This is a genomic window from Pseudomonas wuhanensis, from assembly GCF_030687395.1.
GTDB classification, from domain to species: domain Bacteria; phylum Pseudomonadota; class Gammaproteobacteria; order Pseudomonadales; family Pseudomonadaceae; genus Aquipseudomonas; species Aquipseudomonas wuhanensis.
On record NZ_CP117430.1, the window covers coordinates 930602 to 950010 of the forward strand.

General features: G+C 59.0%; 18 protein-coding genes and 4 tRNA genes. 16 read left to right on the forward strand and 6 right to left on the reverse strand.

From position 1 onward, the window contains the following. Together fkpB and ispH are read left to right on the forward strand one after the other, a co-directional pair. A complete protein-coding gene (fkpB, locus tag PSH88_RS04370; RefSeq protein WP_305426937.1) occupies window positions 1–438 on the forward strand; it encodes an FKBP-type peptidyl-prolyl cis-trans isomerase in 438 nt (145 codons plus the stop codon). Between the two features lie 145 nt (window positions 439–583). Beyond that, window positions 584–1531 carry a 4-hydroxy-3-methylbut-2-enyl diphosphate reductase gene (gene ispH / locus PSH88_RS04375; protein ID WP_008008700.1) on the forward strand — a complete coding sequence of 316 codons (948 nt, stop codon included), beginning with the start codon at window positions 584–586 and terminating at the stop codon, window positions 1529–1531. Here ispH and PSH88_RS04380 read toward each other — a convergent pair. Then, a complete protein-coding gene (locus tag PSH88_RS04380; RefSeq protein WP_305425081.1) occupies window positions 1500–2057 on the reverse strand; it encodes a GspH/FimT family pseudopilin in 558 nt (185 codons plus the stop codon). The genes ispH and PSH88_RS04380 overlap by 32 nt on opposite strands. 131 nt (window positions 2058–2188) lie before the next feature. Between PSH88_RS04380 and PSH88_RS04385 the strand changes: the two genes are divergently transcribed. From PSH88_RS04385 to thiO, 7 genes are read left to right on the forward strand one after another with little or no spacing between them, the layout of a single operon-like run. Next, a complete protein-coding gene (locus PSH88_RS04385; protein WP_305425082.1) occupies window positions 2189–2662 on the forward strand; it encodes a GspH/FimT family pseudopilin in 474 nt (157 codons plus the stop codon). Beyond that, window positions 2659–3108: a type IV pilus modification protein PilV gene (gene pilV, locus PSH88_RS04390; RefSeq protein ID WP_305425083.1), complete on the forward strand. Its 450-nt coding sequence runs from the start codon at window positions 2659–2661 to the stop codon at window positions 3106–3108. Before PSH88_RS04385 ends, pilV begins: the two co-directional genes overlap by 4 nt. Continuing rightward, window positions 3105–3818, forward strand: coding sequence for a PilW family protein (locus PSH88_RS04395; protein WP_305425084.1), 714 nt, complete (start codon window positions 3105–3107; stop codon window positions 3816–3818). Before pilV ends, PSH88_RS04395 begins: the two co-directional genes overlap by 4 nt. Before the next feature lie 11 nt (window positions 3819–3829). Beyond that, window positions 3830–4309 (forward strand): pilus assembly PilX family protein, encoded by a 480-nt coding sequence (locus PSH88_RS04400; protein WP_305425085.1) that lies wholly within the window; start codon window positions 3830–3832, stop codon window positions 4307–4309. Then, window positions 4296–7412, forward strand: a complete 3117-nt coding sequence (locus tag PSH88_RS04405) for a pilus assembly protein (protein WP_305483472.1) — start codon at window positions 4296–4298, stop codon at window positions 7410–7412. Before PSH88_RS04400 ends, PSH88_RS04405 begins: the two co-directional genes overlap by 14 nt. 14 nt (window positions 7413–7426) lie before the next feature. Further along, the gene (locus PSH88_RS04410) at window positions 7427–7828 is read left to right on the forward strand and encodes a type IV pilin protein (protein ID WP_305425087.1); all 402 of its coding nucleotides are present in this window, start codon (window positions 7427–7429) and stop codon (window positions 7826–7828) included. A 58-nt stretch (window positions 7829–7886) separates the two neighbouring features. Then, complete coding sequence (gene thiO / locus PSH88_RS04415) at window positions 7887–8987, forward strand: glycine oxidase ThiO (protein WP_305425088.1); 1101 nt, start codon at window positions 7887–7889, stop codon at window positions 8985–8987. A gap of 107 nt (window positions 8988–9094) precedes the next feature. Here the strand turns inward: thiO and PSH88_RS04420 are convergent, their stop codons facing one another. The 4 genes from PSH88_RS04420 to PSH88_RS04435 form a co-directional block, all read right to left on the reverse strand. Then, complete coding sequence (locus PSH88_RS04420) at window positions 9095–10435, reverse strand: sigma-54-dependent transcriptional regulator (protein ID WP_305425089.1); 1341 nt, start codon at window positions 10433–10435, stop codon at window positions 9095–9097. Window positions 10436–10437: 2 nt separating this feature from the next. Continuing rightward, entirely contained in the window at window positions 10438–12027 is a 1590-nt protein-coding gene (locus PSH88_RS04425) for a sensor histidine kinase (RefSeq protein ID WP_305425090.1), read from the reverse strand. Further along, window positions 12017–12250 carry a PP0621 family protein gene (locus PSH88_RS04430; RefSeq protein WP_305425091.1) on the reverse strand — a complete coding sequence of 78 codons (234 nt, stop codon included), beginning with the start codon at window positions 12248–12250 and terminating at the stop codon, window positions 12017–12019. The genes PSH88_RS04425 and PSH88_RS04430 overlap by 11 nt, the downstream gene beginning before the upstream one ends. Window positions 12251–12384: 134 nt before the next feature. After that, the gene (locus PSH88_RS04435; RefSeq protein ID WP_305425092.1) at window positions 12385–13407 is read right to left on the reverse strand and encodes an outer membrane protein assembly factor BamD; all 1023 of its coding nucleotides are present in this window, start codon (window positions 13405–13407) and stop codon (window positions 12385–12387) included. Between the two features lie 152 nt (window positions 13408–13559). Between PSH88_RS04435 and rluD the strand changes: the two genes are divergently transcribed. From rluD to PSH88_RS04470, 7 genes are all read left to right on the forward strand, one after another. Continuing rightward, window positions 13560–14522 (forward strand): 23S rRNA pseudouridine(1911/1915/1917) synthase RluD, encoded by a 963-nt coding sequence (gene rluD, locus PSH88_RS04440; RefSeq protein ID WP_038981503.1) that lies wholly within the window; start codon window positions 13560–13562, stop codon window positions 14520–14522. After that, window positions 14519–15244 carry a peptidoglycan editing factor PgeF gene (pgeF, locus tag PSH88_RS04445; RefSeq protein ID WP_305425093.1) on the forward strand — a complete coding sequence of 242 codons (726 nt, stop codon included), beginning with the start codon at window positions 14519–14521 and terminating at the stop codon, window positions 15242–15244. The genes rluD and pgeF overlap by 4 nt, the downstream gene beginning before the upstream one ends. A 129-nt stretch (window positions 15245–15373) precedes the next feature. Beyond that, window positions 15374–17938, forward strand: coding sequence for an ATP-dependent chaperone ClpB (gene clpB / locus PSH88_RS04450; RefSeq protein ID WP_305425094.1), 2565 nt, complete (start codon window positions 15374–15376; stop codon window positions 17936–17938). A gap of 298 nt (window positions 17939–18236) precedes the next feature. Next, a tRNA-Asn gene (locus PSH88_RS04455) sits at window positions 18237–18312 on the forward strand. A 9-nt stretch (window positions 18313–18321) separates the two neighbouring features. Then, window positions 18322–18398 (forward strand) — tRNA-Pro (locus PSH88_RS04460). Between the two features lie 5 nt (window positions 18399–18403). Further along, window positions 18404–18479 (forward strand) — tRNA-Lys (locus PSH88_RS04465). A gap of 95 nt (window positions 18480–18574) precedes the next feature. Beyond that, a tRNA-Pro gene (locus tag PSH88_RS04470) sits at window positions 18575–18651 on the forward strand. Window positions 18652–18757: 106 nt separating this feature from the next. Here the strand turns inward: PSH88_RS04470 and PSH88_RS04475 are convergent. Continuing rightward, the gene (locus tag PSH88_RS04475) at window positions 18758–19153 is read right to left on the reverse strand and encodes an HvfA family oxazolone/thioamide-modified RiPP metallophore (protein ID WP_305425095.1); all 396 of its coding nucleotides are present in this window, start codon (window positions 19151–19153) and stop codon (window positions 18758–18760) included. Window positions 19154–19409 lie beyond the last annotated feature (256 nt).

Below are 19409 nucleotides of genomic sequence, written 5' to 3' on the forward strand. Positions count from 1 at the left end.
TTGGCTGAGCAACGCATCGGCCAGAACACGGAAGTCACCTTGCACTTTGCATTGCGTCTGGAGAACGGCGACACCGTCGACAGCACCTTCGACAAAGCCCCGGCGACCTTCAAGGTTGGCGACGGCAGCCTGTTGCCAGGTTTCGAAGCGGCGCTGTTCGGCTTCAAGGTCGGCGACAAACGCACCCTGACCATCGAGCCGGAAAACGCCTTTGGTCAGCCGAACCCGCAAAACGTGCAGATCATCCCGCGCTCGCAGTTCAAGGATATGGAGCTGTCGCCTGGCTTGCTGGTGATCTTCAACGATGCGGCCAATACTGAGCTGCCCGGTGTGGTAAAAGAATTCGATGACACCCAGGTGACGATCGACTTCAACCACCCGCTGGCCGGTAAAACCTTGACCTTTGACGTCGAGATCATCAACGTCAAAGCGCTGTAACTTGTGGGAGCGAGCCTGCTCGCGATGGCGTCATCACATTCAACATCAATGTTGACTGACGCACCGCTTTCGCGAGCAGGCTCGCTCCCACAGTAGTTTTTTCACTGTTTTCGCTATCTCTTGCGCGCAAGACACGAGGCACAGCATGCAAATCAAACTCGCCAACCCCCGTGGCTTCTGCGCCGGTGTGGACCGGGCGATCGAAATCGTCAACCGCGCCCTGGAAGTCTTCGGGCCGCCGATCTACGTGCGCCACGAAGTGGTCCACAATAAATTCGTCGTCGAAGACCTGCGCGCCCGTGGGGCGATCTTCGTTGAAGAGCTGGATCAGGTGCCGGATGACGTGATCGTGATCTTCAGCGCCCATGGCGTTTCCCAGGCCGTGCGCACCGAAGCCGCTGGCCGTGGCCTGAAAGTGTTCGACGCTACCTGCCCGCTGGTGACCAAGGTACACATCGAAGTCGCGCGCTACAGCCGCGACGGCCGTGAATGCATCCTCATCGGCCACGCCGGTCACCCGGAAGTCGAAGGCACCATGGGCCAGTACGATGGCAGCAATGGTGGCGCGATCTATCTGGTCGAGGACGAGAAAGACGTGGCCGCTTTGCAGGTGAACAACCCTGAAAGACTGGCTTTCGTCACCCAGACTACCCTGTCCATGGACGATACCAGTCGCGTGATCGACGCCCTGCGTACTCGGTTCCCGGCCATCGGCGGTCCGCGCAAGGACGACATATGCTACGCCACGCAAAACCGTCAGGACGCCGTCAAGCAACTGGCGGACGAATGCGACGTGGTGCTGGTGGTCGGCAGCCCGAACAGCTCCAACTCCAATCGCCTGCGTGAACTGGCTGAACGCATGGCCACCCCGGCCTATCTGATCGACGGCGCCGAAGACCTGCAAAAGAGCTGGTTCGACGGTGTCGAGCGGATTGGCATCACCGCCGGTGCCTCCGCTCCGGAAGTACTGGTGCGTGGCGTAATCCAGCAATTGCAGGCCTGGGGCGCCACCGGGGCTGATGAGCTGGCCGGCCGCGAGGAGAACATCACCTTCTCCATGCCTAAAGAGCTGCGCGTGCGTTCGCTGCTTTAACACTTTTCGCCTTTCGACACAGCGCCTGCTCAGCCTTATCGTTGGCCAGGCGCACTCGACCGCTCGCCGCCAGCACCACCTGGAGCTGGCTGACCGGCTCGCGAGCCGAGCAAATATGTAGCGTTCCTGCCTGAAACGCCCGCCTGGGCATCAGCGGTTGGCCCAGACTGCTGAACCGCACAAAACGCCTGACCCACCAATTGCCGACAATCGGCGTCCGCGCATCACTGGCGCGCTCGACCAGCAGCGGATTACTGCTGTCTTCCGGCCCTTTGCCGCTGATGTCCAGAATGATTCGCCAGCCCTGGCTCCAATCGCCGTTGATGCCATGAATGACCACGCTCTGGTTTCGGGTGATGGCCAGGGTTCTGGCGTGCCGGATTCCACTGATCAGCGACTCGGCTGCCTGTTGCCGATGGTTCGATTCGGTAAGCGCGGCAAATGCCGGGCTGACCAGTTGCAGAACAATCCCGACAATTGTCAGTCCCATGAGCAGTTCGATCAGGCTGAAACCTTGCTGATGCATGTCATCTCCCTCCCTGGAGTGCTGCGGCCCGCACGATCCCTGCGCGAGTAATGGCAAAACAACCGTACATCCGCCGGTCGAATGTTCTAGCGTGTAGAAGCAGGTATAGCCGACGGCAACGGAGGGCACCGATGGATCATCGTACAAAAGGTTTCACGCTGATCGAGCTGCTGATTACGCTCGCCGTGTTTCTGATCCTGATCAGCCTGGCTGTTCCGGCGTTTACCCGCTCGGTGCAAAGCACCAAGGCCGACACCGAGATCGGCGACCTGCAGCACGCGCTCAATTACGCCCGCCTTGAGGCGATCGACCGGGGCATTACCACCCGGGTTCGTCCGACAGCAGGAGGGAGTGTCTGGACTGGCGATCTGACCGTTTATGACGGTACTGGCAATTCGGCCAATGTATTGCGGGTTGTTCCAGCGATGAGCAGTGGTGCAACTCTGACGCTAACCTCAGGAGTGACCGCCATTGATTTCAACAACCTGGGCGGTTTGTCGGCGCCGTCCACGGCAGTCGTGATCAGTTATGCACTGGGGGCACAGAGCAGGACGCTGAATGTGTGTTTGAACGGACGAATTCTATTGGGTGGAAGTTGCGGATGAGGGGTTGGAGCAAGCGTGCACAGGAGGGCATGACGCTGATCGAGGTACTGGTCGCGTTGTTGGTCCTGGCCGTGGGGTTGTTGGGCGCGGCGGCGATTCAGCTCAATGCGCTGAAGTACACCGACAGCTCGCGGATGACCAGCCAGGCGAGTTTTATCGCCTACGACATGATGGACCGCATTCGTGCCAACTCCGGCGCCGATTACACCGTCACGCCACCGACCTCGGGCAACCTGAGCGTGGCCCGGGATCAGGACCTTTACGACTTCACCAGCAACATCGTCAATTTCGGCGGCGCCACGGCAACCGGTAGCATCACTCGCAATCAGCGGGTGTATACCATCACCATTGCCTGGGACGACTCGCGGGCCGCCAATACCGCGGACTCGCGCCGCAGTTTTGTCCTCACCAGTCGCGCCACCGTTGATCCGGCGACGACACCATGATCAGAGCCAGCAAAGGTTTCGGCCTGATCGAGTTACTGATCGCCCTGGCGTTGAGTCTGGTCGTGGTTCTGGGCGTGGCGCAGATATTCATCGCGGCTAAAAACACCTACGTCAGTCAGAACACCGCCGCCGGCATGCAGGAAGATGCACGGTTCGTCCTGAGTAAAATGATTCAGGAAATCCGCATGGTCGGCATGTTCGGTTGCCTGGGCACGATTGTCGACGCCAGCTCGGCAGGGAATTTCAATGCCAGTCAGATCACGCCGATCAGTTGGGACAATGCCAATCTCAAATTAACGCTTGTCACCGCCGATGTCGGCGGCAGTGGCGGTGCGCCAACCTGGACAGTAGTTTCGGACTGTCGCAACACCGCAACGGCCTACACCGGACTAAGAACGCCGACGTCTGGGCAGTTGGCATTTCCGATCCGGCGATTGGTCTACAGCTTCAGCAACAACCAACTGCTGATGGGCTCCGGTGCCGGCACACCGACGCAGCAGGTGCTGGTGAACAATGTCAGTGCGTTCAATGTGAGCTTCGGCCTCGCCAGTTCAGCCACGGATACGGCTGCCTCCACCTACAGCAGCAACCCATCCGATCCGGCACGAATCCGTAGTGTGCGACTCACGCTAACGCTGAGCGACCCGAACAACCGGGTACACGAACAAACCTTCAACGTGGTTGCCGCCTTGCGCAACCGGTTGCCATGAGGGGAGGGCCGATGAGTATTGCTCCCATGATCCCTCACGCCCAGCGCGGCATGGCGCTGTTGGTCAGCCTGGTGTTTCTCCTGGTGCTGACGTTGATCGGGCTTTCATCGATGCAGAGCGCCACGTTGCAGGAAAAAATGGCCAGCAGCGTGATCCTGCGCAACCAGTCATTCCAAGGCGCCGAAGCGGCATTGCGAGTCGGCGAAAGCGCGGTGCAACTGAACACCTATTCATTGCCGGTTTGCAGCGGTACCAGCCAATGTGCGCCGCCCACCGAGGCGTCGATCATTACCGCCGCCGGGTTCAACTCCACCTCGGGGGTGACCTGGATCGCCTCCGGCAGCGGCTTTTACGGGGTGCAGAACATCGGCACCACCCTGACGGCCGTGAACGTGCCAAGCAACACGTCGGCAACGCTGTACCGGGTGACCGCCGTGGGCATCGCGGGCAATTCGCGCAGTGTGGTGGAGAGTGTCTATGCGAAGTACTGAGGCCCGCACAGGCTGGCGCCATTGGATGTTGCAGTTGTTCTGCGGCGCGGCGTTGAGCCTTTATCTGACAGCGCCGACCTATGCCTTCACGCCCTCGGATTCGCCGTTGTTGAACGCCGCCGCCGTGGCCCCCAATGTAATGCTGTTACTCGACGACTCGAAGAGTATGAACAGCATTATCTGGGCGCCAGGCTTCGACCCGACGGTCCCACGCCCCCCGGTGACTATTTGCCTCTCCAATGGTTCGTGCAACAAAGGCCGTGAGCTTGGTACGGCCGATGGCAATATTCCCTTGTCGAGTTTGACTCATGGAACATGCTCGAAGGCCGGATGGTACGGTTTTTATAAAAGCGCCGGTCTGGATGCGCTTTGCCTGAAACTTCCCGATCCGGTAGGGAGCGAGGACACGCTTTATACGGCGAATTACCTGTCCTATCTGATAAGCCTGGCCAACAACTCCGAGCGGGATTTCACCGATGGTTCGATTCCCAATGATTACCGGATGAATGTGGCGCGCAACGTTTCCAAGGCGTTGGTGGCCAGCAACCGCTCGCTGCGCGTCGGTCTGTCGACGTTCAACCTGGCGGTCGGCAACCATAAGAATGACGGCGGTTATATCGTTCGTACGGTCAGTGATTTGTCGGCCGTCAGCGGCACCGTGACCTCGGCTCAGGCCGATGCCAACTACAACGCATTGATCGCTGGAATCGACGAACTGAGCGCGCAGGCGAATACGCCCCTGGCTGAAGCCTATTACGAGATCACCCGCTATTTCCGTGGCATGGCGCCATACAACAACTCGACGCCCACCACCTACACCAGTCCGATTCAGTATCGCTGCCAGAGAAATTACGGTGTGGTGATCACCGGTGGTTTGCCGACCTTCGACCACACCTTTCCGACCGACGATCCGCTGGGTGGCAGCGCGTTACCGAACTGGGACGGTATCAGCAGTAACGATGGTGCCAACCGCTTCGGCGACAATGAGGGCGATACCCTGTTCCTGGATGACATCGCCAAGTTCGCCTTCGACATCGACATGCGCTCCACGGGGACCGATGCCACGGGAAAAAGCTGGGATGCCCTGGATTTTCCCAAGCAGAACATGAATACCTATACCGTGGGTTTCACCGCGGCAAACCAGATGTTGTCGGACGCAGCGACCTATGGACAGGGAAGGTACTACCAAGCGACCGACGGCACGGGATTGAACAGCGCACTCTCTTCGGCTCTGAGCGACATCACCGCCAAGGCCGGTTCAGGTGGCAGCGGCGTTACCAGCGGCACGACCCTGACCAGCAACTCAACCTACTTCCAGACCACCTACGACCCCAAGGACTGGCGGGGCACCATCAAGTCCTTTGGCTTCACATCGGCGGGCGCGGTTAACACGGACGCGGTGCTATGGACGACCGATACCACGATTGTGCCCGATGCCACTGCGCCGACCTACCAGTCCTGGAATACCCTGACCAACGCCGCTGTCACTCTGGCCTACGGCAATTTTTCCCCGGCCCAGCAGACTTCCCTCAGCCAGAGCTTACCCATCGGCATCACCGGCAGCGATCTTGTAGAGTGGAGCAAGGGCACCCACAAAACCGGGTTGAAAGCGCGTAGCGTGTTGCTCGGCGATATCATCAATTCGCCCCTCGTGCTGGCCGCGCCCACGGACCAGACCGCGTCCGATCTGGTGGGCGACACCACCTACAGCAGCTACCTGGCCACCAAAGCCGCCAATATGAATGCCAGCCTGGTGGTGAACGCCAACGACGGCTTTGTAAATGTCATCAACTCGGCCAACGGTGTCAGGCGTTATGCCTACATGCCTTCCAGCGTGCTGCCATCATTGCGCTATATCGCTGATCCCACCTACATCAACGGTGTAAGCCACAAGTTTTTGGTCGACGGTCAGCTCGGTGTGTTCGATGCTCAACTCGATAACGCCTGGAAAACCCTGGCGATTGGCGGAACCGGGGCGGGCGGAAAAACGTTCTATGCGCTGCAACTGTTCGACGCCTCAGCCGGTAACGTGATCAGGGCGTTATGGGAAATCAGTGCGCCGGCCACGGCCAGTGCGGCGAACGTTTTCAATGATCTGGGTTATGCCTATGCGCGCCCGGAAGTGGCACGCTTGGCCGATGGTCGCTGGGCTGCGTTCATTTCCAACGGCTATGGCAGTCACTCTGGAGTGGCAGCGCTGTATGTGGTGGATATCCGCGATGGCTCGCTGATCAAGAAAATCGTGGTCGATAGCACGGAAACCACCAACGGCTTGTCGTCGGTGAAGCTCAGGGTCAACTCACAGAATGTAGTGCAGGCCGCCTATGGGGGGGACCTGAAAGGACGGTTGTGGAAGTTCGATTTGAGTGGCACCACCGCCGATACCTGGGGCGTAGCGTTTTCCGGCAAGCCGTTGTTCACCACCGCAGGCGGTGCAACCCAACCGATCACTGTGCAGCCGCTGCTCGCCGATCACGCATCGGGCGGTAAGCAAGTGTTGTTCGGTACCGGCAAATTAAATGAAGCCGCCGACAAGACCAACAAGGATCTCCAGGCGTTCTACGCAGTATGGGATGCAGAAGGAGGCGCGGGTCAAATCACGGTGTCCAGTTTGCAGGCGCAGGCAGTGACCGGCGTTTTTTCGGATAGCACCGGGCAATTCATCACCACCAGCCAGAACGAGGTGACTTACCCGGCAGAGAAAGGCTGGTACTTGCCGCTGATATACAACAACGCGCTGACGGGAGAGCGGGTGATCAATCAGGCCACTTTAGTCTCGGAGCGAATCGTTTTTACCACCGCCAGTATGGACACCACGGACCCCTGTGCCGGCTTCGGCAGCGGCAAACTGGTCGAACTCGATGCGTTCAGCGGTAAGATGCTCAATTACGCGGTGCTCGACACCAATGCCGACGGGGAGGTGGACAGCACTGACACGATTTCCAGCGGGGTGATCTTCACTGGCGGCATCCCGACTCTGAACGCGGTGGTCAACGATGCCTCCCGCAAGATTGTGAACGACTCCGGTGGCGGCATCAGCACACTGGTAGAAAAATCCGGTGGCGGCAGCGGCCGTCGCATCATGTGGCGACAAATACAGTAAGCGAGAGTTGAGGCATGCGCAGATCCAACCAAGGTTTTACCCTGATCGAAATCATGATAGTGATAGCGATCATCGGGATCGTCATCACCATTGGCTATCCAAGCCTCACCGAGTATGTAAAAAAGGGGCGCCGTACCGAAGTGGCTGGTCTGCTTTCCGAACAGGCACAGATCCTTGAGCGCTTCTATTCGAAGAATAATGTCTACACCAATGCCACCGGCCTGAGCGCCGGCAATGATTTCTATACCATCACTCCGACCCTGACCGATCAGACCTTTCTGCTGACGGCCACACGTAAGGCCGGTTCGAGCATGGCGAGCGACAAGTGCGGTGATTTCACTCTCACCAATACCGGCGTCAGAAACATGGTCAATGCGACGTCCGGCCTGACCACCAAGGATTGCTGGGGGCGCTGAGTTTCTTCTTTTCGGGCGCCCTTTGCGCCTTCTGTCTATTGAACGGTTGGATCAGAACATGAGCAGGCAACAGCAAGTGGTGATTGTCGGTGGCGGGGTGATTGGCCTGCTGACGGCGTTCAATCTCGCGTCCGAAGTGCAGAGCGTGGTGCTGCTGGACCGTTCGAATGTCGGTCAAGAGTCGTCCTGGGCCGGAGGCGGAATCGTTTCGCCCCTCTACCCATGGCGCTACAGCCCGGCGGTCACTGCGTTGGCTCATTGGTCCCAGGATTTTTATCCACAGCTGGCGGAACGCCTGTTCGCCGCCACGGGTGTCGATCCTGAAGTGCACACCACCGGGTTGTACTGGCTGGATCTGGATGACGAAGCCGAAGCGCTCGCCTGGGCCAAACGGGAAAACCGTCCGCTGAAGGCTGTGGATATCTCTGCGGCCCACGATGCGGTGCCGGTATTGGGCGCCGGTTTTTCGCGGGCGATCTACATGGCCGATGTGGCCAATGTGCGTAATCCACGGCTGGTGAAATCTCTCAAGGCAGCGTTGCTGGCGCTGCCGAACGTGACGATTCATGAGCAGTGCGAAGTCAGCGGGTTTATCCATGAAGGCGCTGCGGTGGTCGGGGTACAGACCTCGATGGGGGCCATTGCGGGTGATCAGGTGGTTTTGACGGCAGGGGCCTGGAGCGGTGACTTGCTGAAAAGCCTGGGCCTGGAGTTGCCGGTCGAACCGGTCAAAGGCCAGATGATTCTCTACAAGTGCGCGGCGGACTTCCTTCCAAGCATGGTCTTGGCCAAGGGGCGTTATGCCATTCCCCGGCGCGATGGACACATTCTGATCGGCAGTACGCTGGAGCATGAAGGCTTCGACAAGACGCCGACCGACACCGCGCTGGAAAGCCTGAAGGCCTCGGCGGTGGAGTTGATTCCGGCGCTCGCGGATGCCGAGGTGGTGGGGCATTGGGCCGGGTTGCGGCCAGGGTCGCCGGAGGGGATTCCCTATATTGGCCGGGTGCCGGGATTTGACGGGCTCTGGCTCAACTGCGGGCATTACCGCAATGGGTTGGTGCTGGCGCCTGCGTCGTGTCAGTTGTTTGCGGATGTGATGCTAGGGCGGGCGCCGATTATCGATCCTGCGCCGTATGCGCCGGCCGGACGTATCTGACAGAAGATCAAAAGATCGCAGCCTTCGGCAGCTCCTTGTACCGGTTCGATGTCCAGCCGCAATATTTGTGGTGAACGCGATCAATGGAGGAGCGATCTTTTAACGGTTCAATCCAGCCCCAATTTCTTCAGCCTGTAACGCATCGACCGAAACGACAGATTCAACCGCTGAGCCGCCGCCGTGCGGTTCCAGCGGGTTTCTTCCAGGGCCTGGAGGATGAGTTTGCGTTCGACGTTTTCCAGATAGGCTTCCAGGTTGTCGATCTGCGTCAGGTCCGGCACGTCGCTGTCCGAATTGCAGTTACCTTCCACCAATCGTAGGTCGCTGGCTTCGATTTGTTTGTTCTCGCACAAGGTGTGCGCCCGCTCAAGCATGTTCTCCAATTCCCGCACGTTTCCTGGAAAACGATAGCTTTTCAGTGCGTCGAGGGCTTGCGGATGGAGTTTTGCAGCGGGTTGGCCAGTGCCAGTCGCCAGTCGCTTGAGCATATTGTTGGCCAGAAGCTCAATGTCGTCGCGGCGTTCGCGCAAGGGCGGCACCCGCAGCTCGATCACGTTCAGACGGTAGTACAAGTCCTGGCGAAAGCGTTCGGCGGTGACTTCGGTATCGAGGTCTTTGTGGGTGGCGCAGAGGATACGCACATCGACCACGGTTTCCTGCTGCCCACCGATGCTGCGAACGGCTTTCTCCTGAATCGCCCGCAACAGCTTGACCTGCATCGCCAGCGGCAGGTCAGCCACTTCGTCGAGGAACAAAGTGCCGCCCTGGGCCGCCTGGAACAGCCCGGGTTTGTCTTCGATGGCGCCGCTGAAACTGCCTTTGCGATGGCCGAAAAATTCGCTTTCCATCAATTCCGACGGAATCGCCCCACAGTTCACCGGCACGAATGGTCGGGTGGCGCGTGGGCCTTGATCGTGGATCAGTCGAGCGACCAGCTCCTTGCCGCTGCCGGACTCGCCGCTGATGTACACCGGAGCCTGGCTGCGGGCCAGTTTGTCGATTTGCTTGCGCAGGCTGCGCATTGGCAGTGAGTCGCCCAGTAGACGACGGTCGATGGCACTGCTGGCGCCGCCTGGCGCAGGCAAACTCAGCGCGCAGGTGACCAGTTCGCGCAGGCGGGTGAGGTCGACCGGTTTGGTCAGAAAGTCGAAGGCGCCAGCCTTGAGGGCGTTGATTGCCGTCTCCAGGCTGCCGTAGGCGGTGATCATCGCCACTGGCACTTGCGCATAGCGCTGCTGGATGTGCTGCACCAGCGCCAGACCGGTGCCGTCGGGCAGGCGCATGTCGGTCAGGCACAGGTCGAACGTCTCCCGTGCCAGCAGTGCTTGCGCTTCTGCGAGGTTGCGGGCGCTGAAGGTGTCGAGTTTCATCCGTCCCAGGGTGATTTCCAGGAGTTCGCGGATATCCGGCTCATCATCGACGATCAGGATTTTTTGCCGTGGGCTCATGTTCAACTTTGTTTCCGTCCGTGAGCAAAGGTGATGCGAAAGCAGCCGCCGCCTTGGCGTGGTTTGAAGTCTAGGCGGGCCTGATTGCTTTCGCACAGCTCACGGGACAGATAAAGCCCCAGGCCAGTGCCCTGGCTGCTGGTGGTGAAGAACGGTTCGAACAAATGCGAGCGCTGGTCCGGTGCCACGCCGGGGCCATCATCCAGAACTTCAAGGGTCGGCAACTGGCTGTCCGAGTCAATGAACAACTCGAGCCAGGCCTGTGCCCGATCATGGTTCAGGGCGCTATGGCGCCAGGCGTTGCGCAGCAGATTGTCGAGAATCTGGGTCAGCTGATTCGGATCCATCAGGGTTTTGAAGTCTCCGGAACCGATGCGCAGGTGAATTTGATGACGTTCGGTCGCTCCTTCGCGGGTTTCAGCGACGAAATGCTCCAACCACGGCCGCAGATCCAGCCGTTGCGGCACGGTTTGCTGGCGACGGGACAGTTGCAGGACGTTTTCGATTACCCGATTCATTCGCTGAGAGTGGTCTTGAATAATCTGTGTCAGACGCCGATCCGCGCTGTTCAGTTCCTCGGATTCCTGTAGTAACTGGGCGGCATGACTAATGGCACCCAGTGGATTGCGGATCTCATGGGCAATACCCGCAGTCAGGCGACCGAGGGCGGCGAGTTTCAGTTGCTGGGCCTGTTGGGCGATTTGGGCGAGGTCTTCGAGAAAAACCAGCGTCTGGTGGTGCGGGCTTTGGTCCAGGGCAATAAAGCTTGGTTGCAGCTCCAGCCCATTACTGGCGATTTTCAAGCTTTGCGGGCGCAAAGTCGGATTGTTGAACCACAGTTGGAGCCGCTCGACCAACGCCATCGAATAGTCGTCGATCAACTCGCCATCGAGTTTTTCCTGCCCCAGCAAGGTCAAGGCGCTGTGATTGGCCAGTTGCACACACCGTTGGTCGTCGAGCACCAGAATGCCTGTGCGCATGCGTTGCAGGATCAGTGCGTTGAGGGCTTCGAGGCCGAGCACTTCGCTAGCCCGCTGCTCGGCGAGGGTTTCGCTGACTTCCAGCCTTCGGATCAAGCCTTGCACCAACAATGCTGCGGCAAAACACAGGGCGCCGAGAGTGCCGACTTGCAGGTAATCGTTGGGACTGGTGGGGTGGCTGAAGCTCAGAAGGAAGCTCAACCCCACGATGCCGAGGGCGCCAACTGCCGCAATCAGCAGGCCGATACGCCCGGGCAGCAGGGTATTGCTGATGACCACCGACACGATCAACAGGTTGCCGATGGCGCTAGGCATGCCGCCAGCGGCATAGAACAGGCCGCATAGCAGCAGGACATCGACCAGCGCCAGGCTGAACAACTGCGTCGGGCGCCGGGTGTTCCCCTGAAAGACCACCAGCAGGATATTCAGCACCAGGTACAACCAGCTGCCGTTACGCAGCAAGTCGTCATTGGCGAACGTCAGCAACTGGTTGTCCATGTTGCTGGAGATCAACAGCACCAAGGTGATGCCGATGCTTAAACGGTAGAGGTGATAGAGGCGCAGCAGCCGCTGGGCCTGTTTGTTGCCGGGACTGGAGGTCTCAGCGATCACTGGAGCCCGGGCCTTGCTCAAGATGAGCCTGGCTGCAATACCACTGTTGTTCGAGTTTCAGCGCACGGTCGCGGGGCAGATGTACGCCGCAATGAGCGCAACGGACCATGGGTGGAGCATCTTGCTCTCGCGGCGAGTTGGCGCCCGAAGCCGGGGCCTTGAACTTGCGCCAGAGCCATACCGCAGCGGCAATCAGGGCGATCCAGAACAATAAACGAAGCATGGTGAGCTGCTTTTTGACTAATGATGGGCAGTTAGCCAAGGACGGGTCAGGCGCACAGCGCAATACGCTCACCCCTGAAATCCGGTAATAAAAAAGGCGCCTCGAAAGGCGCCTTTTCGGCACAACACTCAGCGTCAGTCGAACACGCCGAAGGTCATGTAGCTGAACCACGAGCGGTCGGTGGTATTGGCTTCGGACTCGTGTTCCTCTTCTTCGATCACATCGCCGTTTTCATCTTTAGGCTTGAGCTCGTTCGGAATCGAGTCCTTGGCATCCTGGAACTGCCTCTGCACGTCCTGGTTGGCGCGGGTTTCACCTGGCGGCAACGGCGGACGGGATTCGATCAGGCCCAGGGTGGCCTTGCTCAGCCACGAACGGTTGTCGGCTTCGTCCTTCGAGGGCACGAACTGACCGTCTACCAGGCTTGGGTGGTTCGGGTAGTTGAGCTTCAGGGTTTCGAGGCTGGTTGCGGCCAGTTCGTCCAGGTGCAGGCGCTGGTAGGCTTCAGTCATCACCGCCAGGCCGTCACCGACCGATGGGGTTTCCTGGAAGTTTTCCACCACGTAACGACCACGGTTCGCGGCGGCGACATAGGCCTGACGGGTCAGGTAGTAGTCAGCAACGTGAATCTCGTAGGAAGCCAGCAGGTTGCGCAGGTAGATCATGCGCTGCTTGGCGTCCGGCGAGTAGCGGCTGTTCGGGAAGCGGCTGGTCAGCTGCGCGAACTCGTTGTAGGAGTCGCGAGCAGCGCCTGGGTCACGCTTGGTCATGTCCAGCGGCAGGAAGCGCGCCAGCAGGCCGACGTCCTGGTCGAAGGAGGTCAGACCCTTGAGGTAGTAGGCGTAATCCACGTTCGGGTGCTGCGGGTGCAGACGAATGAATCGCTCGGCGGCGGACTTCGCAGCCTCAGGCTCGGAGTTCTTGTAGTTGGCGTAGATGAGCTCGAGTTGAGCCTGATCGGCGTAGCGACCGAACGGATAACGCGACTCCAGCGCCTTCAGCTTGGCTGTGGCGGCGGTGTAGCTATTGTTGTCCAGATCGTGCTGAGCCTGCTGGTACAGCTCGACTTCGCTCAGGTTTTCGTCTACGACTTCCTTCGATGAGCAAGCAGCGGTCAATGCGAGGATGGCGATCAGCAGCAGGTGTTTCACTTGCATGGCGGCTTGCGTCCCTATGACGGCCGCTGTCTTGGGCGGGGCCGTCCTGTTATGATGAGCGCCCCGTTGAAAAAGCCTCGGGGCAAAAGACGCCGTATTTAACCACAAGCGCGCAGCCGAAACCAAAGGCTGTGCCGACGCCTAGTCTGAGCATGTCCGATAAAATTGAACTTCGCGCAGAGGTGCCGTCCGAATTGGGCGGCCAACGCCTCGATCAAGTCGCCGCACAACTATTCGCTGAGCACTCGCGCTCGCGCCTTTCCGCCTGGATCAAAGACGGCCGCCTGACTGTGGATGGGGCGGTTATCCGCCCGCGAGACATCGTTCACGGTGGCGCCATTCTTGAACTGACTGCCGAGCAGGAAGCTCAGGGCGAATGGATCGCTCAAGACATCGAGCTGGACATCGTCTATGAAGATGACGACATCCTGGTGATCAACAAGCCTGCGGGCCTGGTGGTGCATCCGGCTGCCGGTCATGCTGACGGCACCTTGCTCAACGCCTTGCTGCACCACGTGCCGGACATCATCAATGTGCCCCGCGCCGGTATCGTACATCGCCTGGACAAGGACACCACCGGTCTGATGGTGGTGGCCAAGACCATTCAGGCGCAGACACAGCTTGTCACGCAATTGCAGAGCCGCAGCGTCAGCCGGATCTATGAGTGCATCGTGATCGGTGTGGTGACGGCCGGCGGCAAGATCAACGCGCCGATCGGTCGCCATGGCCAGCAACGCCAGCGCATGGCCGTGATGGAAGGTGGCAAGCAAGCCGTCAGCCATTACCGCGTGCTCGAGCGTTTCCGTTCCCACACTCACGTCCGGGTGAAGCTGGAAACCGGTCGTACGCACCAGATTCGCGTGCACATGGCGCACATCAACTACCCGTTGGTCGGAGATCCTGCCTATGGCGGCCGTTTCCGTATTCCGCCGGCCGCCAGTGTGACCATGGTCGAATCCCTGAAGAATTTCCCGCGTCAGGCGCTGCATGCGCGGTTCCTGGAGCTGGATCACCCGACCACCGGTAAACGCATGAGCTGGGAATCGCCACTGCCCGACGATTTCGTCTGGTTGCTGACACTGCTCAAGCAAGACCGTGAGGCGTTCATCGGATGAGTGACTGGCTGATTCCCGACTGGCCTGCGCCTGCCGGGGTGAAAGCCTGCGTTACCACCCGTGCGGGCGGCGTCAGTCTGGCGCCGTTCGACAGCCTCAACCTGGGCGATCATGTCGACGATAGCCCCGAAGCCGTCGCCGAGAATCGCCGTCGCCTCACCGATCGTTTCTCTATTCAACCCGCCTGGTTAAAGCAGGTTCACGGCATTGTCGTGGCCCAAGCGGATCCAAGCCTGGTCGCCACCGCTGACGCCAGCTGGACGGCTACACCCGGTATCGCTTGCACCGCGATGACCGCCGACTGCCTTCCGGCGCTGTTTTGCGACCGTGCCGGCACCCGCGTCGCTGCCGCCCATGCCGGTTGGCGCGGGTTGGCGGCGGGTGTGCTGGAAGCGACCCTCGACAGTCTGGCCGTGCCGCCTGAAGACGTGCTGGTCTGGCTTGGCCCGGCCATTGGCCCACAAGCCTTTGAAGTTGGCCCGGAAGTGCGCGAAACCTTCGTCGAGCAATTGCCTGAAGCCGCCAAAGCCTTTGTGCCGAGCCAAAACGCCGGCAAGTTCATGGCTGACATCTATGAGTTGGCGCGTTTGCGTCTGGCCGCTCGCGGGGTTACCGCTGTTTATGGTGGCGGTTTCTGCACCGTGACCGATCCACGCTTCTTTTCTTACCGCCGCAGTCCTCGCACCGGCCGGTTTGCCTCTCTGATCTGGCTCAAGCGCTAGACTTCTCTGATCTGCATCAACTCCACGACGCTTGAATCTCCCAGAATCGACCACATCTATAGCGGTATCTGGCAGGTTTCTTCATTCAGGATGTTTATAGGTCCGGCCTGCTCAAAAGGAAGGTGACCCATGCGTATAGACCGTTTAACCAGCAAGTTGCAGTTAGCCTTGTCCGACGCCCAATCTCTGGCCGTCGGCCTCGATCATCCGGCCATTGAGCCGGCGCATTTGATGCAGGCCATGCTTGAACAGCAGGGTGGTTCGATCAAACCCCTGCTGATGCAGGTGGGTTTTGACGTCAACAGCTTGCGTAAAGAGCTGACCAAAGCCCTCGATCAGCTGCCGAAAATCCAGAACCCCACCGGCGACGTGAACATGTCGCAGGATCTGGCGCGCCTGCTCAATCAGGCTGACCGCCTGGCCCAGCAGAAGGGTGATCAATTCATCTCCAGCGAACTGGTGTTGCTCGCCGCCATGGATGAGAACAGCAAGCTCGGCAAATTGTTGCTGGGCCAGGGCGTTAGCAAGAAAGCCCTGGAAAACGCGATCAACAACCTGCGCGGTGGAGAGGCAGTCAATGATGCCAACCACGAAGAGTCACGCCAGGCGCTCGACAAGTACACCATTGACCTGACCAAGCGCGCCGAAGAAGGCAAGCTCGATCCAGTGATCGGCCGTGACGACGAAATTCGCCGCACCATTCAGGTCCTGCAACGCCGCACCAAGAACAACCCGGTACTGATCGGTGAGCCTGGCGTGGGTAAAACCGCCATCGCCGAAGGCCTGGCCCAGCGCATCATCAACGGCGAAGTGCCGGATGGCCTGAGAGGCAAGCGTCTGTTGTCCCTCGACATGGGCGCTTTGATTGCCGGTGCCAAATACCGCGGCGAGTTCGAAGAGCGCCTCAAATCCCTGCTCAACGAACTGTCGAAGCAGGAAGGGCAGATCATTCTGTTCATCGACGAACTGCACACCATGGTCGGCGCCGGTAAAGGCGAAGGCTCGATGGACGCCGGCAACATGCTCAAGCCTGCCTTGGCTCGTGGTGAACTGCACTGCGTCGGCGCGACCACGCTCAACGAGTACCGCCAATATATAGAGAAGGACGCGGCTCTCGAGCGGCGCTTCCAGAAAGTCTTGGTGGATGAACCGAGCGAAGAAGACACCATCGCCATCCTGCGTGGCCTGAAAGAGCGTTACGAGGTTCACCACAAGGTGGCGATCACCGACGGCGCGATCATCGCCGCGGCCAAGCTCAGTCATCGCTACATCACCGACCGTCAGCTGCCGGACAAAGCCATCGACCTGATCGACGAAGCCGCCAGCCGCATCCGCATGGAGATCGACTCCAAGCCGGAAGTGCTGGACCGTCTGGAGCGTCGCCTGATTCAGCTGAAGGTGGAATCCCAGGCGCTGAAGAAAGAAAGCGACGACGCGGCGAAGAAACGTCTGGAGAAATTGCAGGAAGAAATCGTTCGTCACGAGCGTGAATATTCGGACCTCGAAGAAATCTGGAACTCGGAAAAAGCCGAAGTCCAGGGTTCGGCACAGATCCAGCAAAAGATCGAACAGTCCCGTCAGGAGCTGGAAGCCGCACGCCGTAAGGGCGACTTGAATCGCATGGCCGAGTTGCAATACGGGGTGATCCCGGACCTGGAGCGCAGCCTGCAAATGGTCGATCAGCATGGCAAAAGCGAAAACCAGCTACTGCGCAGCAAGGTAACTGAAGAAGAGATCGCCGAAGTCGTGTCGAAGTGGACCGGCATCCCCGTGGCGAAAATGCTCGAGGGCGAGCGCGAAAAACTGATGAAGATGGAAAGCCTGCTGCACCAGCGTGTGATCGGCCAGGACGAAGCAGTGATCGCGGTCTCCAACGCAGTGCGGCGTTCCCGTGCCGGGTTGTCCGATCCGAATCGCCCGAGCGGTTCGTTCATGTTCCTCGGCCCGACTGGTGTCGGTAAAACCGAGTTGTGCAAGGCGCTGGCCGAGTTCCTGTTCGATACCGAAGAGGCGATGGTGCGGATCGACATGTCCGAGTTCATGGAGAAACATTCCGTGGCTCGACTGATCGGCGCGCCACCGGGCTACGTGGGCTATGAAGAGGGCGGTTACCTGACCGAGGCGGTGCGTCGCAAGCCTTATTCGGTGATCCTCCTGGACGAGGTCGAGAAGGCCCACCCGGATGTGTTCAACATTTTGCTGCAAGTGCTCGAAGATGGCCGTTTGACCGACAGCCATGGCCGCACGGTGGATTTCAAAAATACCGTGATCGTCATGACCTCCAACCTCGGTTCGGTGCAGATTCAGGAGCTGGTAGGGGATCGCGAAGCGCAGCGCGCGGCGGTGATGGATGCGATTTCCACGCACTTCCGGCCGGAGTTCATCAACCGGGTCGACGAAGTGGTGATTTTCGAGCCGCTGGCTCGGGATCAGATCGCCGGCATTACCGAGATCCAGTTGGGTCGCCTGCGTAGTCGCCTGACCGAGCGTGAGCTGAAGCTTGAGCTGAGTCCGGAAGCGATGGATAAGCTGATCGCCGTCGGTTACGACCCGGTCTATGGCGCACGGCCGCTCAAACGGGCGATCCAGCGCTGGATCGAGAACCCGTTGGCACAGCTGATTCTGTCGGGTCGATTCATGCCCGGGGAGACCGCCAAAGGTGTGGTGGAGAACGACGAAATCGTCTTTGTCTGATCCACGGCGGCAACAAAATGAAAGAGGCCTCGCATTGCGAGGCCTTTTTTTCGCCAGGCTGTTGAACTCAAAGGAAAAGGCTTGTAAAGTGCGCCCCGCAGTAAGTCACCCCAAGGGGTTTCTGCTCCCCAAGCAGGAATCTGAAATAAGTTGCAAATCATTAACTTGAAAGCAATTTAGGGGGTTGACAGAGGTGCTTAAGATTGTAGAATAGCGCGCCTCAGACACACGAACGCAGCGATGCGAACGGGTCGAAGAGGTGAAGCAAGCTTCACAGTTGTAAATTGAAATATGTAGTTCCGTGATAGCTCAGTCGGTAGAGCAAATGACTGTTAATCATTGGGTCCCAGGTTCGAGTCCTGGTCACGGAGCCAATTTCAAACCGGGGTATAGCGCAGTCCGGTAGCGCGCCTGCTTTGGGAGCAGGATGTCAGGAGTTCGAATCCCCTTACCCCGACCATTTTTGGGTCGTTAGCTCAGTTGGTAGAGCAGTTGGCTTTTAACCAATTGGTCGTAGGTTCGAATCCCACACGACCCACCATTTTTGAAACCAGTTAGCGCTGGAATCGAATCTTAAGATCAGACGCCAAAAGCTCTGTTCGCAGAAGGCGCCTTTCAAAGGTGCCTTTTTTTTACCGGGGTATAGCGCAGTCCGGTAGCGCGCCTGCTTTGGGAGCAGGATGTCAGGAGTTCGAATCCCCTTACCCCGACCATATTAAAAATCCTCGTATCGAAAGATACGGGGATTTTTTTTGCCTGCTGCAAATGCAAAAAAGCCCTGCTTCTCGATGGAGAGGCAGGGCTTGGGCCTTCAGAGGCTTAACTATTGTCTTTCAGGTGCTCGAACAAGCCCTTCGGCATTTTTTTGCCATTGGCTTCGTAGTTGGTTTTCACGTTATCAAAAGCCTCTTGTTCGTCGATTTGGCCATCATGGTTGGTGTCGATCTTGTCGAAGTCAGCTTTGGGCGCCACTTTCAAAAATTCCGCGCGGGATACCTTGCCGTCATCATCGGTATCGGTTTTCGCCATCGAAGCATCGCCGCACTTGCCTTCGCCACATTTACCTTCCGGCGTCTTCACGGCCTGTTCCGCCGAGGCCAGCAGGTAGCCCTGGGTCAGCGGCTGCGAAGCGAATACGGAACCGGACAACATCATGCCTGCGGCCAGGACAGCACCGAGCAGGCCGACGGTGTTTTTGCTGAGAGTACGGGGCATTACAAATCTCCTGGGTTGCACGACACAACCGCTCGATAAAGGACGCCACGTGAGTGCGGCGATGACCGAAGCAGGCAGTGCCTTGCTCGGGTGTGGCCATTTAGCGGGCGTGGTGTATCGCTACTGTGTCGCGCAAGGGGGGGCTTTGTAAGCGAAGGGGCGCAATCGGGGAGAGGGATACAGTGAGACACGGAAGTGTCCGCAGGTTAGACCGAGGCGCCTGCATCGCGGGCAAGCCACGCTCCCACAGATTATG

Coding starts and splice junctions, on each gene's coding strand:
- ispH (WP_008008700.1), top strand. CDS start 584: ATGCAAATCAAACTCGCCAACCCCCGTGGCTTCTGCGCCGGTGTGGAC.
- PSH88_RS04380 (WP_305425081.1), bottom strand. CDS start 2,057: ATGCATCAGCAAGGTTTCAGCCTGATCGAACTGCTCATGGGACTGACA.
- PSH88_RS04385 (WP_305425082.1), top strand. CDS start 2,189: ATGGATCATCGTACAAAAGGTTTCACGCTGATCGAGCTGCTGATTACG.
- pilV (WP_305425083.1), top strand. CDS start 2,659: ATGAGGGGTTGGAGCAAGCGTGCACAGGAGGGCATGACGCTGATCGAG.
- PSH88_RS04395 (WP_305425084.1), top strand. CDS start 3,105: ATGATCAGAGCCAGCAAAGGTTTCGGCCTGATCGAGTTACTGATCGCC.
- PSH88_RS04400 (WP_305425085.1), top strand. CDS start 3,830: ATGAGTATTGCTCCCATGATCCCTCACGCCCAGCGCGGCATGGCGCTG.
- PSH88_RS04405 (WP_305483472.1), top strand. CDS start 4,296: ATGCGAAGTACTGAGGCCCGCACAGGCTGGCGCCATTGGATGTTGCAG.
- PSH88_RS04410 (WP_305425087.1), top strand. CDS start 7,427: ATGCGCAGATCCAACCAAGGTTTTACCCTGATCGAAATCATGATAGTG.
- thiO (WP_305425088.1), top strand. CDS start 7,887: ATGAGCAGGCAACAGCAAGTGGTGATTGTCGGTGGCGGGGTGATTGGC.
- PSH88_RS04420 (WP_305425089.1), bottom strand. CDS start 10,435: ATGAGCCCACGGCAAAAAATCCTGATCGTCGATGATGAGCCGGATATC.
- PSH88_RS04430 (WP_305425091.1), bottom strand. CDS start 12,250: ATGCTTCGTTTATTGTTCTGGATCGCCCTGATTGCCGCTGCGGTATGG.
- PSH88_RS04435 (WP_305425092.1), bottom strand. CDS start 13,407: ATGCAAGTGAAACACCTGCTGCTGATCGCCATCCTCGCATTGACCGCT.
- rluD (WP_038981503.1), top strand. CDS start 13,560: ATGTCCGATAAAATTGAACTTCGCGCAGAGGTGCCGTCCGAATTGGGC.
- pgeF (WP_305425093.1), top strand. CDS start 14,519: ATGAGTGACTGGCTGATTCCCGACTGGCCTGCGCCTGCCGGGGTGAAA.
- clpB (WP_305425094.1), top strand. CDS start 15,374: ATGCGTATAGACCGTTTAACCAGCAAGTTGCAGTTAGCCTTGTCCGAC.
- PSH88_RS04475 (WP_305425095.1), bottom strand. CDS start 19,153: ATGCCCCGTACTCTCAGCAAAAACACCGTCGGCCTGCTCGGTGCTGTC.